This is a genomic window from Alloyangia mangrovi (assembly GCF_002300555.2).
In the GTDB taxonomy this organism is placed as follows: Bacteria; Pseudomonadota; Alphaproteobacteria; order Rhodobacterales; family Rhodobacteraceae; genus Salipiger; species Salipiger mangrovi.
This window is the reverse complement of record NZ_NTHN02000090.1, coordinates 1-13,596: the sequence shown is the minus strand read 5'-3', so window position 1 is coordinate 13,596 and position 13,596 is coordinate 1. Positions and strand designations below refer to the sequence as shown.

Sequence of the window (13,596 nt, the reverse complement as noted above, 5' to 3'; positions counted from 1 at the left end):
CGGGCGCCGCGGGGGCCGGGCTTTGCGCCGGGCTTGCCGCCCGCCTTGAAGCCGCCGCGCGGGGCCGAGCCATACTCGGCCTCATCCTGCACGATGCCGCGGCCTTTCGGCTTGCCGGGCGACTTGGCAAAGGGCTTGCCCTCAGGCTTGCCGTAGGCCTTGCCTTCGGACTTGGCGTAGGGCTTGCCTTCGGATTTACCGTACGGCTTGCCCTCGGACTTGGCGTACGGTTTGCCCTCGGGCTTGCCGCCGGTGCGGGCTGCGGGTTTTGTGCCGCGTGCGCCGCCCTCGAAATCACCCTTCGGTCCGGCCTTGAACCCGGCTTTCGGTCCGGCTTTCGGACCTGTCTTGGGGCCAGCCTTCGGACCCGTGCTGGCACGGGACTTGGGACCGGAGGGTTTGGCGGGGCGCGACGGGGGTTTGCTCATGCCTGTTGCCATACTGCATCGGCGTGGCCGGGGGAAGCCGACTCGCCAAGCGCCCCGCTTCGCGCTAAGTCCGCGGGATGAAATTTCGCTCTCACATGGATCAGGCGCTGGCCGAGGCGCGCGCCGCCGCCGCCCGCGGCGAGGTGCCGGTGGGCGCCGTCATCGTCTCGCCCGCGGGCGAGGTGCTGGCGTCGGCTGGCAACCGCACGCGCGAGCTGAGCGATCCCACCGCCCACGCCGAGGTCCTCGCCCTGCGCGCCGCCTGCGCCGCGCTCGGCTCGGAACGGCTGCCGGATCATGATCTCTACGTGACGCTGGAGCCCTGTCCGATGTGCGCCGCGGCGATCTCCTTCGCCCGCATCCGGCGGCTCTACTACGGTGCCTCGGACCCCAAGTCCGGCGGCGTGGCGCAGGGTGCGCGGGTCTACGCTCACCCGCAGTGCCACCATGTGCCCGAGGTCTACGACGGGCTCGCCGCGCCCGAGGCCGAGGGGCTGCTCAAGGGTTTCTTTGCCGCGCGCAGGGAAGTGTGAGATGGGAGACGTGACATGGCCCGCGTGATCCTTCTCAACAAGCCGTTCAACGTGCTTTCGCAATTCACCGACAAGGGCACCGAGGGCAGCGCGCGAGAGACGCTGTCGAGCTACGTGAAGGTGCCGGGCGTCTACCCTGCCGGGCGGCTCGACCGCGACAGCGAGGGACTGCTCATCCTCACCGATGACGGCAAGCTGCAGGCGCGTATCTCGAATCCGAAGTTCAAGCAGCCCAAGACTTACCTCGTGCAGGTCGAGGGCTCGCCGACCGAGGCGCAGCTCGCGCAACTGCGCAAGGGCGTCGAGCTCAAGGACGGTATGACCCGCCCGGCAGAGGCGCGGCTGATCCCCGAACCCGAGCTCTGGCCGCGCAATCCGCCGGTGCGCTTCCGCAAGTCGGTGCCCGATGCCTGGATTGAGCTGAAGATCACCGAGGGGCGCAACCGGCAGGTGCGGCGGATGACGGCCCATGTGGGGCTTCCCTGCCTGCGGCTGGTCCGCTGGGCGGTGGGGGCGTGGACGCTCGACGGCATCCCGCCGGGCGAATGGCGCGACATCTGAGGGGCTGGCGCGTCGCCCGCGGCGCGCTACTCTCGCCTTCATGTGCGGACGTTTCGCGGTCACCCTTCCAGACGATGCCATGGCCAAGATCTTCGAGGCCATGCCCGGCAACGACTTGCCGCATGTCCCGAACTACAACGTTTGCCCGACCAATGACGTGCATGTGATCCGCTCCGAGGACGGCACGCGGCTGCTGGTCTCGATGCGCTGGGGGTTCATTCCGCAATGGTACAAGGCGCCGAATGATGGCCCGCTGCTGATCAACGCCCGGGCGGAAACCATCGCCGAGAAGCCGGCCTTCCGCGACGCCTGCCGCGAGCGCCGCTGCCTGGTCCCGGCAAGCGGTTTCTACGAATGGACCAAGACCGAGGAGGGCAAGCGCCTGCCCTGGTACATCGGGCCGGCCCGGGGCGAGGTGCTGGCCATGGCCGGTATCTGGCAGGACTGGGAACGCGAGGGGCAGGGGTTTCGCACCTGCGCCATCGTCACGACGGGCGCCAATGCCGAGATGTCGCAGGTGCATCACCGCATGCCGGTGATCCTGCAGCAGAAGGACTGGGGGCTTTGGTTGGGCGAGGAGGGGCACGGCGCGGCCACCTTGATGAAGGCCGCGCCCGAGGGATCGCTCCGGCTGCACAGGGTCGACCCGAGGGTCAATTCCAGCCGGGCCGAAGGGCCCGAGCTGATCGAGCCGATCTGACCCGGATCAGGAGTTGTTCTCGAGTTCCAGCGGCGCGGGGTTCACGTAGTCGATGTAGCCGGCGGCGGAGCTTTCCGCATCATAGGTGTTGCCGAAGGAGCTCTGCATCCCGTCGGTCACTTCCAGCGCAAAGCTTTCGCCCGGCTGGAGCACGCCGGAATCCCAGCTCGCATCTGTGGCGGTGGCCGACATGGGCACGGTGGAATCATTCACGAAATTGATCACGTCGCCGATCGAGACGTAGATCTCGTCAGGGAAGTACCCCAGCCCCATCAGCAGCACTTCCTGCTCGGCAGCGGCCAGCGGCGCGGCTGCGCCCGCCAGAAAAATCAAAGACATTCCAAATTTGCGCAACATGTCAGGGTCCTCGCGCGGCATGAAAAACCGGGGCGCTTTTCGCCCCCTGGCGCACAGCCGTAGCGTCGGACTGGGGCGAAATTGGGCCACATGAGGGCAAAAAGCGTGGCGTCCCGGCGGGCTCAGGCTTCGTTGGCGTGACGCAGTTCGACCTGCACCACGTCGGTGCGGCCGCTGGCGAAGGTGGCGGCGCAGGCGTCGAGGTAGAACTGCCAGCTGCGCAGGAAGGTCTCTCCGTAGCCGAGGCTCTCGATCCGCTTGCGCTGGCGCAGCAGCCCGCTTTTCCAGACCCGGCAGGTCCGCGCGTAGTCCTGGCCAAAGGCGAAGCTCTCGCGCAGCACCAGCCCGGCCTTTTGTGCCTCGCGCGCGAGGACCGCGTTGCAGGGCAGCATGCCGCCCGGGAAGGTGTGCTGGCGGATGAAATCGGTGCGCTTGCGGTAGAGCGAGAACTCGGCGTCCTGCACGGTGATCGCCTGCAGCACGGCGCGGCCACCCTCGGCCAGTCGGTCCTTGATGGTCGCGAAATAGACCGGCCAGTAGCGCTCGCCCACCGCCTCGATCATCTCGATCGACACGATGTTGGCGAAGCGCCCCTGCGTGGCGCGGTAGTCCTGCAGGCGGATCTCGGCGCGCCCGTCGAGGCGGGCGTCCGCATAGCCTTTCTGGCTGGGCGAGAGGGTGATGCCGGTGACCCGTCGCCCCTGCTCGGCGGCGCGCTCGGCGAAGCCGCCCCAACCGCAGCCGATCTCCAGCACCGAGGGGGCGTCGTTCAGCCGCGACAGGATGCGGTCGTACTTGCGGTCCTGCGCGCGGGGCAGGGCCTCGTCGCTTTCGCCCTCCGCGAAGAGCGCCGAGGAATAGGTCATGCCCGGGTCGAGCCAGAGCTGGTAGAACTCGTTGCCCACGTCGTAATGCGCGCGGATGTTCTTGGACGAGCCCTTCAGGCTATTGGCGCGCAGCACCCGGTCGATCAGCCGGAACCGTAGCCGGGCCAGAGGGCCGGGGGTCACGTAGTGCTCGACCGCATCGAGGTTGTCGAGCGCCAGCCGGATCAGCCGCTCGGGGTTCGAGCTGTGCCAGAGGCCGGCCACGTAGGTCTCGCCCAGTGCCACCTCGCCGCGAGTCGCCAGCGCGGGCAGCAAGGCCCAGTCGTGGATCTGCATGTCCGCCTCGGGGCCGCTGCCGCCGAAGCGGTGGCGGGTGCCTTCGGGGGTGATCAGGGTGAGCTGGCCTGTCTCGATCCGCTCCAGCGTCGACAGGAAGCGGCGTTTCATCAAGGCGGTGACGGGCAGGATCATCGGCTGACCTCGTTTTCGGGCGGCGGGGGAAGCGGACGGTAGCCTGCCCCCTTCAGTTTCAGACGGAGCGCATTCCAATAGATGAGCACAATCACGCGAATCGTGCCACCCGGGCGCTTGAGTGCCGCGCCAAGCAGGCGACTCGGCGTGGCAGTGGCGAAATCGCCGTGCATCGTGGCGATCAGCCCTTCCGCGCCGTCGATCTGGTGGATCGCGATGGCGGTGGCTGCGGGGCTGATGGCAAAGCGGAAGAGGTACTTGCCGCTCACATCCTGGAAGGGCGAGACATGGAAGACCTTGGTCGCGGTAAGCTCGTCTCCGGCGCGGATCGGGGCAAAACCGGCGTGATGGCAAAGGTAGCTGTGGCGCTGGCCGAAGGTGTTGTTCACCTCGGCGATCACGGCAAGCAGATCGTCGCCGCGCAGCGCCAGCCAGAAGGACACCGGACAGAACCAGTAGCCCAGGAAGCGCGGCTGGGTCATCAGCGCTACGGTGGTGCCCTCGAGGCCCGCGCTCGCAAACACCCGGCGTGCCCAGTCTGCGCCTTGGCCAGCACCGCGCGCGCCGCCGTGGTCAATGTCATGCAGGGCAAAGAGGTTGAAGCGGTTGCGCGAGAAGAAGGCGCGGGGCCGCACCCGCTCGGGATCGAGCAGCAGGTAATCGACTGTATAGACAAAGGCATGGCGGATGCTGCCGCGCCGCGCATGGGTGACCCGGGCGGGCAGGTGCAGAAGCTCGCCGCCTTCGAGCCTGGCCGCGAGGCTGGCGCTCATGCGGCCACCGTGGCCGGCAGCATCTGCCGGGCAATGCGCACGGCGCTGGCGAAGCCGTCCTCGTGAAATCCGTTGCGGAGCCAGGCGCCGGCGTACCAGCTGCGATTCTGCCCCTGCAGCGCGGCGATCTTGCCCTGCGCGTCGAGCGCGCTTAGGTCGAACACGGGGTGGCGAAAGGTGTTCTGGTCGTAAATCAACTCCTCCGGGATCTCGCGCTGCGGGTTGAGCGTGACGAACATCGGGTCGCTGTCGGGAATACCCTGCAGGCGGTTCATCCAGTAGGTGACGCCTACCGGCAGGTCCTCGGGCGCGCCGGGCTCGGTGCGGAACACCCAGGAGCTCCAGCAGCGGCGGCGGTTCGGCATCAGCCGGGCATCGCGGTGCAGCACTGCGTGATTGTCCTGGAACTTCACCGCCCCGAGGGCACGGCGTTCGGCGGCGCTGGGCGCGGCGAGCAGCGACAGGGCGACATCGGCATGGCAGGCAAAGACCACCTGATCGTAGGTTTCGGGCGCTTCACCCCTGGTCATCACCTGCACGTGGCGATCGTCGCGGGACACCTGCTGCACCGGGGTGCCGGGACGCAACGACACCTGCCGGGCTTCAAGCGCGGCGGCAAGCCGCGAGACGTAGCTCGCGCTGCCGCCGGAGACGGTCCACCACTGGTGCTGGCCACCTGCTGAGAGCAGCGCGTGGTTGCGCAGGAAACGCATCAGCGCCTGCGCCGGGAAATCGCCGATCTGTGCCGAGGGTGTGGACCAGATCGCGCCGCAGATAGGGTAGAGGTAGCGATCGCGGAAGGCGCTGCCGAGTCCCATGACCTCGAGCAGCTCGCCGATCGAGGCATTCGGGCGCGCCTCGGCCACCGCCTCGGCCTGCTGGTTGAACCGCAGGATATCGCGGATCATCGCATAGAAACCGGGCCGCGCGAGGTTGCTGCGCTGACCGAAGAGCGCGTTGCCCGAGCGCAGCGCGTATTCCAGCCGTCCGCCATCGAGCGAGACGCCGAAGCTCATGTCGCTGCGCTGCACCGGCACGTCGAGGTCACGAAAGAGCGTGGTCAGATGCGGGTAGTTGGCATAGTTGAAGACGATGAAGCCGGTGTCCACGGGCTGGTCGCCATAGCGCCCGGCGACGACGGTGCGGGCGTGGCCGCCGAGCCGGGGCGCGGCCTCGTAGAGCGTAACGCGGCAGCGCCGCGAGAGGAGCCATGCGGTAGCGAGCCCCGAGATACCGCCGCCGATCACCGCGACGCGCTGGGGAACTCCGAAAGACAGGTCTAGGGCCACGCAAACCTCCGACGCGAAAAACTGGACATGTGATCGATACGCGTTTGGTCCCGAAGTGGATCACCAAGGCATTGCGGCGAGGAAGATTTTTTCGCGCGCAGCGGGGATTGCACCAAGGTGCCCGGGATCAGGGCGGGGTAGCCGGGCAATCGCCCATCCATCCCGGTAAAAAGAAATCTCCGCGCAGGTGATCCCTTTCGCCTTGGCCGCCGTAACCCCTACATGTCTCTTGATGGTCGCCTCACCACGCCCGACGCGTTTGATGCCTTCCAGCCGGAAGGCTCGGGATCTGTTAACGTGGTGCTGCGCCGCAGGAGCAAGGAGAGCCGCGTGACGCCTGCCGAGAGATCCGAACAGACGCAATGGCTGCTCGCCGTGCGCGACCAGAGGGATCGCGAGGCTTTTGGCCGACTGTTCGATTTCTTCGCGCCGCGGCTCAAGGCGATGCTGATCCGTGGCGGGCTGCGCGACGGCAGCGCCGAGGACGTGGTGCAGGACGTGATGATCTCGGTCTGGAACAAGGCGTCGCAATTCGATCCGCACCGGGCCGAGGCCTCGGCGTGGATCTACCGCATCGCGCGCAACCGCCAGATCGACCTCTACCGCCGCAAACCGCTCCCCGAGCCTGAGCTTTTGCAGGAGCCCGAGAGCTCCGAACCCGACGCGCCGCAGATCCTCGCGATGGAGCAGGAGGCAGCGCAACTGCGCGAGGCGCTGCAGAAGCTGCGGCCCGAGCAGATCGAGGCCCTGCGCCACGCCTATATGGACGAGCTGCCCCACAGCGAGATCAGCCGGATTACCGGCCTGCCGCTGGGTACGATAAAATCCCGTATCCGCCTCGGGCTCGACCGCCTGCGGCGTGACCTGACCGACTTGAGACCCCAATGAGCAAGATCACCCACCATATCCCCGAGGAGATGCTCTGCGCCTATGCCGCCGGCACGCTGCCGCAGCCCTTTGCGGTTGTGATCGCGGCGCATGTCTCGCTTTGCGATGCCTGCCGCGCCGCGGTCGAGACCGAGGCGGCGCTGGGCGGCGCCCTGCTGTCCGGCATGGTCCCCGCGACCGTGTCGGAGGATGCGAAGGAGCGCCTCTTCGCCGCGCTCGACAGCGCGCCGCTGCCGCCGCCGCAACAGCGCGGCTCCGGCATCTTTCCCGCTCCTGTCATGGAGGCGCTGAACGGCCAGCCGCCGCGCTGGAAGATGCTTGGCGGCGGCATCCGCCAGCAGATCCTCAGCGCCAATGCTGAAGGCTCGCTGCGCCTGCTTTACATCCCCCGCGGCCGGGCCGTGCCCGAGCACACCCACGGCGGGCTCGAGCTGACGCTGGTGCTGCAGGGCAGCTTCTCGGACTGCGAGGGCTGGTTCGGGACCGGCGATGTCGAAGTGGCCTCGGATGACGTCGATCACCAGCCGGTGGCAGGCGACGAGGGGCCCTGCATCTGCCTCGCCGCCACCGACGCGCCGCTGCGCTTCCGCGCGATGATCCCGCGCCTGCTGCAACCGCTGTTCCGCATCTGACCATGAACTACGAAGGCAAACGCATCTGGCTGATCGGTGCCAGCTCGGGCATCGGCGCGGCGCTGGCGAAGGAGCTGGCGGGGCAGGGGGCACATCTGGTGCTCTCCGCCCGCAACGAAGATGCGCTGCAGGCGCTCGCTGCCGAGTGCGGCGGGGCCGAGGTGGTGCCGCTCGATCTGGCGCGGCCGGAGACCCTGAACGCTGCCGCCGAACGCATCGCCGCGGGTGGCAAGCTCGACGCGCTCATCTGCACCGCCGCGCTTTACGATCCGGCGCGGGTGGTGGACCTCGACCCCGGGAAGACCGCCGCGCTTGTGCAGGTGAACGTGACCGGCACGCTTCTGGTGGCGCAATGCGCGCCAAAGGTACTGCGCGAGGGCGGGCAGCTCGTGCTCTTCGGCTCCGTCGCGGGCTACGTCGGCCTGCCGAAAGGGCAGGCCTATTCCGCGACCAAGGCGGCGATCATCAACCTCGCCGAGACACTGCGGGTCGAACTGGCGCCAGGGGTCGACGTGCGGCTGGTCTGCCCCGGCTTCGTGCGCACGCGGCTGACCGACATGAACGATTTCACCATGCCCGCGATCATCGAGCCCGAAGAGGCGGCGCGCGAGATTGCCCGAGGCTTGGCCGGGCGCAGCTTCGAAATCCATTTCCCCAAGCGCTTCACCTACGCGCTGAAGCTGCTGCGCCTTCTGCCCTATCCGGTCGCGCTGCGCCTCACGGCGCGGCTTGCGGGCTGAGCTCCTCCCTCCCGGACCTGTCGCGGGGGAGGGGGGCTCACGCCGGCGCCGGGGTCAGGAGGGTTTCGGGAAGACCGCCAGCACCGCCACAACCCCGGCCCAGGCCGAGACGCCGGTCAGCACCGCGCCCCAGAGGCAGTCGGCGATCACCTGCTCCAGGCTCCAGTCGGCCAGCGTGGCGAAATTGGTCATCTCGTAGGTGCCGTAGCACATCAGCCCAAGCAGCGCGCCCATCCACAGCGCCTGCAGCGCCGCGCCCTCGCGCAGGGCGGGCAGCGAGACGAAGAGCAGCACCCCCACCACGTATGCAAGATAGAAGCCCGCGGCCGGTCCGAGCCGCAGTGGCTCGGCCAGCAGGTGCCCCACGTGACGCTCGAAGACCGGGCGGATGAGGAACCGCAGGCCGAGCATGTCGAGCCCCAGGAAGACGGCGGCGGTGACGATGTAGAGGAGGAGGGTCTGCATGGGGCGTCCTTTGGTACCTTACCCCGGGGATACGTTTCCCGCGCGCGGGCGGATCACCGGAAAAACCCGGCGGCATCCTGCAAAAGCCGCGCAGGGGCGGTTGACCGGGCCGACAGGTTGCAATATCTCTCCCGCCACTACGCGGGCGTTGTGTAGTGGTAAGACCTTAGCCTTCCAAGCTAATGACGCGGGTTCGATTCCCGCCGCCCGCTCCAAACTCCCCCGACATCGTTGCCCGATACCGTCGTTTGCAGAGCCCTGCGCCCCGGCAGCCGCAATGCGCGCGCCTCCGTGACAAGCCGCGCCTTGACGCAGGGCGCCGAGGCCCGCAATACCGTTCTGAAGACAAAGGAGCGGGAATGGCCCACGGAAACCCGGCTGCCATCGTGCAGGACGATCGCGAGAAATCCCGGAAACTCGGCTCACTGGGCGCCCTCTGGCCCTTCATGAAGCCCTATCGCGGATTGATGATCGCGGCGGTCCTCGCGCTGATCGCCACCGCCACCGTCTCGCTGACCCTGCCGCTGGCGGTGCGCCGCGTGGTCGACAACTTCGGCACGCAGGACGGGGCGCTGCTCGATCGCTATTTCATGGCGGCGCTTGGCATCGCCGCGCTGCTGGCGCTCGGCACCGCCGCCCGCTACGCGCTGGTCACCCGGCTCGGCGAGCGCGTGGTGGCTGATATCCGCAAGGCCGTCTTCGACCGGGTCATCGGCCTTTCGCCCGCCTTCTACGAAAACACCATGACCGGCGAGGTGCTCAGCCGCATCACCACCGACACCACGCTGATCCTGTCGGTGATCGGCTCTTCGGTTTCGATCGCGCTGCGCAACCTGCTGCTCTTCGTCGGCGGGCTGACGCTGATGCTCTTTACCTCGGCCAAGCTCACCGGAATGGTGCTGCTGATCGTGCCGGTGGTGATCGTGCCGATCCTCACGCTGGGCCGCCGCCTGCGCAAGCTGAGCCGCGAGAACCAGGACTGGATCGCCGTCTCCTCGGGCAATGCCGCCGAGGCGCTCTCGGCGGTGCAGACGGTGCAGAGCTACACCCACGAGGCGATCAGCCGCGAGGCTTTTGCCGAGGTCACCGAGAAGAGCTTCGATGCCGCCCGCCGCCGGGTGAAGACCCGGGCGCTGATGACGGCGATCGTGATCTTCCTTGTCTTCACCGGCATCGTCGGCGTGCTCTGGGCCGGGGCGGTGGACGTGCGCGCGGGACAGATGAGCGCCGGGGCGCTGGTGCAATTCGTCATCTACTCGGTGATGGTGGCCGGGGCCGTGGCGGCGCTGTCGGAGATCTTCGGCGAGTTGCAGCGCGCTGCCGGGGCCACCGAGCGGCTGGTCGAGCTCTTGCAGGCCGAGGACACGGTGACTGACCCCGTGCAGCCGCTGCCGGTGCCCAGAACCGTGCGCGGCGAGATCACCTTCGACAAGGTTGACTTTACCTATCCCGCCCGGCCCGGCGTCAAGGCGCTCGACGGCATCGACCTGCACATCCAGCCCGGCGAGACGGTGGCCCTCGTCGGCCCCTCCGGCGCGGGCAAGACCACCATCGTGCAGCTCATCCAGCGCTTCTATGACCCCGACGCGGGCCGCGTGCTGCTGGATGGCGTGCCGCTCGACCGGATGAGCCGCAAGGGCTTCCGCCAGCATATCGCGCTGGTGCCGCAGGACCCGGTGATCTTTGCTGCCTCGGCGCGCGACAACATCCGCTTCGGGCGCCCCGGGGCCAGTGATGCCGAGGTCGAAGAAGCCGCCCGCGCCGCCGCCGCGCATGACTTCCTGAGCGCGCTGCCCGAGGGCTATGACACCTATCTCGGCGAGCGCGGCGTGATGCTCTCGGGCGGGCAGAAGCAGCGCGTTGCCATCGCCCGCGCGATCCTGCGCGATGCGCCGGTGCTGCTGCTCGACGAGGCGACCTCGGCGCTCGATGCCGAGAGCGAGCGCGCGGTGCAGCAGGCGGTAGACACGCTGGCCGAGGGGCGCACGACGATCATCGTTGCGCATAGGCTCGCGACGGTGAAGAAGGCCGACCGCATTGTCGTGATGGATCACGGGCGCATCGTCGCGCAGGGGGGGGCACGACGCGCTTGTGGCCGAGGGCGGACTCTACGCCCGGCTGGCGCGGCTGCAGTTCACCGATGGGGTCGCGGCGGAATAGCGATCCAGGGCCGTTCCGGTGCATCCGGGCTTTGCCCTGACCGTGCGGCATGCTATGGGCGCAGCCCTTGCGGGAGGCGGTGACGCCTCTCTCACCTAAAACTGGTATCGCCGCATGTGGTGCGACGGTACCGCGCTTGGAGGAGCGGCGCGGACATGCAATTCGTGACACTGGAAGATCGCGCCGCGATCGAGGCGGAGAAACCCTGGTCCAACCGGGATGTGCCCGACAATCTGCATGCCTGCCTGGCGCAGACCGCCGCGCGCTTTGGTGAGCGCCCCGCGCTGAGTTTCCAGCTTCTCTCCGGGGCAAAGGATCCGGCCGAGACGCTCAGCTGGTCGCAGCTCGAGGCCCGTGTGAGCCAGGCGGCCAACCTCTTCCGCAGCCTCGGCATCGAGGAGGGTGACGTGGTCGCCATGGTGCTGCCCAACTGCACCGAGGCGCTGCTGACCTTCCTCGGCGGGGCGATTGCCGGGACCGTGGCGCCGATCAACCCGCTGCTCGAGCCCGAGCAGATCGCAGCGCTGCTGCGCGAGACCGGCGCGCGGGTGGTGGTCACGCTGAAATCCTTCCCCAAGACCGATATCGCCCAGAAACTGGCCGAGGCCTGCCGCCACGCGCCGGGAGTGGTGACCGTGCTCGAGGTGGATCTCAACCGCTACCTCACGCCGCCGAAGCGCTGGCTGGTGCCGCTGCTGCGCCCGAAACTGCCGCGCACCCATCACGCCGACATCAAGTGCTTCAACGCCGAGCTTGGCCGACAGCCGACGGGGCTGACCTTTGCGCCATCGTCGAGCGACAGGGTCGCCGCCTTTTTCCACACCGGCGGCACCACCGGCATGCCCAAGGTCGCGCAGCACAGGATTTCGGGGATGCTCTACAACGGCTGGCTCGGCTCGCGGCTGCTGTTCCGCGAGACCGACAACGTCATGTGCCCGCTGCCGCTGTTCCATGTCTTCGCCACCGAGGTGGTGATCATGTCGGCCATTGCCTCGGGCGCGCATGTGATCCTGCCGACCCCGGCGGGGTATCGCGGCGAGGGGGTCTTCGACAATTTCTGGAAGCTCTGCGAGCGCTGGAAGGTCACCTTCATGATCACCGTGCCCACCGCCGTCTCGGCGCTCATGCAGCGCAAAGTGGATGCGGACATTTCGACAATGCGCTATGCCTTTTCCGGCTCCGCGCCGATGCCCGTCGAGCTGTTCCGCCGCTTCGAGGAGGTCGCGGGCCTGTCGATCTGCGAGGGTTACGGTCTGACCGAGGCGACCTGCCTCGTGTCGGTCAACCCGCCGGACGGGGTCAAGAAGATCGGCTCGGTCGGCTTCCCGCTGCCCTATTCCGAGGTGAAGATCGTGCGGCAGACGGCCTCCGGCCCGCGGGAGTGCCCGACCGACGAGATCGGCGAGATCTGCGTGTCGAACCCTGGCGTGACCCCCGGCGGCACCTACACCGACGCCGACCGCAACCGCGATCTCTACCATGAGGGGCGCTTCCTGCGGACGGGGGATCTGGGCCGGATCGACGCGGATGGCTACCTCTGGATCACCGGCCGCGCCAAGGACGTGATCATCCGCGGCGGGCACAACATCGACCCCGCCGAGATCGAGGACGCGCTGCTCACCCACCCTTCGGTCGCTGTGGCGGCGGCGATCGGCCAGCCCGACGCCCATGCGGGCGAGTTGCCCTGCGCCTATGTCGAACTAGTGGCGGGGGCGATGATCACCGAGGAGGAACTGCTGAAGCACGCGCAGGTGCATATCCACGAGCGCGCCGCCTGGCCGAAGCACCTCGAGATCCTGCCCGAGCTTCCGAAGACCGGCATCGGCAAGGTGTTCAAGCCCGACCTTCGCAAGCGGGCGATCACCCGTGTCTACGATGCCGCGCTGGAAGGGCAGGGGCTGGGCGCGCGGGTTGCCGAAGTCTGTGACGACAAGCGCCGTGGGCTGGTGGCGAAACTCTCGCGCAGCGGCGACGAGGAGGCTGACGTCGTGCAATGCCTCGGGGCCTTCACCCGGCCTTGGGAATGGGACGAAAAGGGCTGAGGGCGCGGCACAAGCCGCGGGCTCAGCAGTCGCTCTTGACGCAGAAGATCTCGTAGAGCAGGCCGATCACCCTCGCGGTATCCTCGGTGGCGAGGCTGTAGTAGATCGTCTTGCCATCGCGGCGGGTGTTCACCAGACCTTCTTCGCGCAGGCGCGCCAGCATCTGGCTCACCGCCGCCTGGCGCATGCCGAGCAGACCCTCAAGCTCACCCACGGACTTTTCGCCCGAGCCGAGGTGGCACAGGATCATCAGCCGCCCTTCGTGGGCCAGCGTCTTGAGGAAGCCCGCGGCGTTACGCGCGTTCTCGGCCATTTCCTCGGGCGGGGGTGTGAGCGTTTCTTCCGTCACCAGTCGATGCCTCTGCAAGATCTCAGTCGCAATATAGAGCGGGTACCGCGGAATGCGAGGTCACCGCGGCGTCGGAGCGTGGCTCGGGACGGTCTTATACGTCTTGATGGCTGACCTGCTGGTAGCGCAAACCCGTCGCCGCTGGCAAGGGTTCGCTACGCCGCAGCGCCTTGTTTTTCAGGCGTCTCGCCGCCGTACCTAGGGCTTTGCCGAAATCGCGAGCGCCGCGCCGGTGGCCAGAAGCAGCTGCGGCAGGGTCAGCGACTCGACGTGGCGTCGCGCCGTGGCAGCCCCCTCGATCGAGGCCAGCGATGCGCAAAGGCTCGCGGCGTGCACAGCCAGCGCGGCTTGTGGCGCGCTGCCCGGCGCGCGCGCCGCGAG

14 protein-coding genes, 1 tRNA gene and 2 pseudogenes are annotated in these 13,596 nt (G+C 68.1%); 9 read left to right on the top strand and 8 right to left on the bottom strand.

The window, feature by feature from the left end; translation table 11 throughout:
* Positions 1 to 428: pseudogene (locus CLG85_RS25945) on the bottom strand (hypothetical protein); the annotation flags it as partial.
* Between the two features lie 77 nt (positions 429 to 505).
* On the opposite strand from CLG85_RS25945, the gene CLG85_RS25940 reads away from it, so the two are divergent.
* The 3 genes from CLG85_RS25940 to CLG85_RS25930 are packed head-to-tail and all read left to right on the top strand — an operon-like array spanning position 506 to position 2,222.
* Entirely contained in the window at positions 506 to 961 is a 456-nt protein-coding gene (locus CLG85_RS25940; RefSeq protein ID WP_260350271.1) for a nucleoside deaminase, read from the top strand.
* Positions 962 to 976: 15 nt separating this feature from the next.
* The gene (locus CLG85_RS25935; RefSeq protein WP_095881397.1) at positions 977 to 1,522 is read left to right on the top strand and encodes a pseudouridine synthase; all 546 of its coding nucleotides are present in this window, start codon (positions 977 to 979) and stop codon (positions 1,520 to 1,522) included.
* A gap of 40 nt (positions 1,523 to 1,562) precedes the next feature.
* Complete coding sequence (locus CLG85_RS25930) at positions 1,563 to 2,222, top strand: SOS response-associated peptidase (protein WP_095881396.1); 660 nt, start codon at positions 1,563 to 1,565, stop codon at positions 2,220 to 2,222.
* Between the two features lie 6 nt (positions 2,223 to 2,228).
* Here the strand turns inward: CLG85_RS25930 and CLG85_RS25925 are convergent, their stop codons facing one another.
* The 4 genes from CLG85_RS25925 to CLG85_RS25910 all read right to left on the bottom strand — a co-directional run bounded on the left by CLG85_RS25925 (position 2,229) and on the right by CLG85_RS25910 (position 5,939).
* Entirely contained in the window at positions 2,229 to 2,561 is a 333-nt protein-coding gene (locus CLG85_RS25925; protein WP_224844252.1) for a cupredoxin domain-containing protein, read from the bottom strand.
* Between the two features lie 140 nt (positions 2,562 to 2,701).
* Positions 2,702 to 3,874: an SAM-dependent methyltransferase gene (locus tag CLG85_RS25920; protein WP_095881398.1), complete on the bottom strand. Its 1,173-nt coding sequence runs from the start codon at positions 3,872 to 3,874 to the stop codon at positions 2,702 to 2,704.
* The gene (locus tag CLG85_RS25915; protein ID WP_095881394.1) at positions 3,874 to 4,650 is read right to left on the bottom strand and encodes a DUF1365 domain-containing protein; all 777 of its coding nucleotides are present in this window, start codon (positions 4,648 to 4,650) and stop codon (positions 3,874 to 3,876) included. The genes CLG85_RS25920 and CLG85_RS25915 overlap by 1 nt, the downstream gene beginning before the upstream one ends.
* Entirely contained in the window at positions 4,647 to 5,939 is a 1,293-nt protein-coding gene (locus tag CLG85_RS25910) for an NAD(P)/FAD-dependent oxidoreductase (RefSeq protein ID WP_095881393.1), read from the bottom strand. The genes CLG85_RS25915 and CLG85_RS25910 overlap by 4 nt, the downstream gene beginning before the upstream one ends.
* Positions 5,940 to 6,269: 330 nt before the next feature.
* Here CLG85_RS25910 and CLG85_RS25905 point away from each other — a divergent pair, with 330 nt between their 5' ends.
* The 3 genes from CLG85_RS25905 to CLG85_RS25895 are packed head-to-tail and all read left to right on the top strand — an operon-like array spanning position 6,270 to position 8,199.
* Entirely contained in the window at positions 6,270 to 6,827 is a 558-nt protein-coding gene (locus tag CLG85_RS25905) for a sigma-70 family RNA polymerase sigma factor (protein WP_235865333.1), read from the top strand.
* Positions 6,824 to 7,459 (top strand): ChrR family anti-sigma-E factor, encoded by a 636-nt coding sequence (locus tag CLG85_RS25900; RefSeq protein ID WP_095881391.1) that lies wholly within the window; start codon positions 6,824 to 6,826, stop codon positions 7,457 to 7,459. The genes CLG85_RS25905 and CLG85_RS25900 overlap by 4 nt, the downstream gene beginning before the upstream one ends.
* A gap of 2 nt (positions 7,460 to 7,461) precedes the next feature.
* Complete coding sequence (locus CLG85_RS25895) at positions 7,462 to 8,199, top strand: SDR family NAD(P)-dependent oxidoreductase (protein WP_260350269.1); 738 nt, start codon at positions 7,462 to 7,464, stop codon at positions 8,197 to 8,199.
* A 54-nt stretch (positions 8,200 to 8,253) separates the two neighbouring features.
* Here the strand turns inward: CLG85_RS25895 and CLG85_RS25890 are convergent, their stop codons facing one another.
* A complete protein-coding gene (locus tag CLG85_RS25890; RefSeq protein ID WP_095881390.1) occupies positions 8,254 to 8,664 on the bottom strand; it encodes a DUF2177 family protein in 411 nt (136 codons plus the stop codon).
* A gap of 141 nt (positions 8,665 to 8,805) precedes the next feature.
* Between CLG85_RS25890 and CLG85_RS25885 the strand changes: the two genes are divergently transcribed.
* From CLG85_RS25885 to CLG85_RS25875, 3 genes and pseudogenes are all read left to right on the top strand, one after another.
* Positions 8,806 to 8,879 (top strand) — tRNA-Gly (locus CLG85_RS25885).
* 144 nt (positions 8,880 to 9,023) lie between these two features.
* Positions 9,024 to 10,824: pseudogene (locus CLG85_RS25880) on the top strand (ABC transporter transmembrane domain-containing protein).
* Positions 10,825 to 10,979: 155 nt separating this feature from the next.
* Positions 10,980 to 12,866 carry an acyl-CoA synthetase gene (locus CLG85_RS25875; protein WP_095881388.1) on the top strand — a complete coding sequence of 629 codons (1,887 nt, stop codon included), beginning with the start codon at positions 10,980 to 10,982 and terminating at the stop codon, positions 12,864 to 12,866.
* A gap of 22 nt (positions 12,867 to 12,888) precedes the next feature.
* Here the strand turns inward: CLG85_RS25875 and CLG85_RS25870 are convergent, their stop codons facing one another.
* Complete coding sequence (locus CLG85_RS25870; protein ID WP_095881387.1) at positions 12,889 to 13,179, bottom strand: ArsR/SmtB family transcription factor; 291 nt, start codon at positions 13,177 to 13,179, stop codon at positions 12,889 to 12,891.
* A 234-nt stretch (positions 13,180 to 13,413) separates the two neighbouring features.
* On the bottom strand, positions 13,414 to 13,596 hold a 183-nt coding region (locus CLG85_RS25865; RefSeq protein ID WP_260350268.1), incomplete at its 5' end, for a hypothetical protein.

Coding starts and splice junctions, on each gene's coding strand:
- CLG85_RS25940 (WP_260350271.1), top strand. CDS start 506: ATGAAATTTCGCTCTCACATGGATCAGGCGCTGGCCGAGGCGCGCGCC.
- CLG85_RS25935 (WP_095881397.1), top strand. CDS start 977: ATGGCCCGCGTGATCCTTCTCAACAAGCCGTTCAACGTGCTTTCGCAA.
- CLG85_RS25930 (WP_095881396.1), top strand. CDS start 1,563: ATGTGCGGACGTTTCGCGGTCACCCTTCCAGACGATGCCATGGCCAAG.
- CLG85_RS25925 (WP_224844252.1), bottom strand. CDS start 2,561: ATGTCTTTGATTTTTCTGGCGGGCGCAGCCGCGCCGCTGGCCGCTGCC.
- CLG85_RS25915 (WP_095881394.1), bottom strand. CDS start 4,650: ATGAGCGCCAGCCTCGCGGCCAGGCTCGAAGGCGGCGAGCTTCTGCAC.
- CLG85_RS25900 (WP_095881391.1), top strand. CDS start 6,824: ATGAGCAAGATCACCCACCATATCCCCGAGGAGATGCTCTGCGCCTAT.
- CLG85_RS25895 (WP_260350269.1), top strand. CDS start 7,462: ATGAACTACGAAGGCAAACGCATCTGGCTGATCGGTGCCAGCTCGGGC.
- CLG85_RS25890 (WP_095881390.1), bottom strand. CDS start 8,664: ATGCAGACCCTCCTCCTCTACATCGTCACCGCCGCCGTCTTCCTGGGG.
- CLG85_RS25875 (WP_095881388.1), top strand. CDS start 10,980: ATGCAATTCGTGACACTGGAAGATCGCGCCGCGATCGAGGCGGAGAAA.
- CLG85_RS25870 (WP_095881387.1), bottom strand. CDS start 13,179: ATGGCCGAGAACGCGCGTAACGCCGCGGGCTTCCTCAAGACGCTGGCC.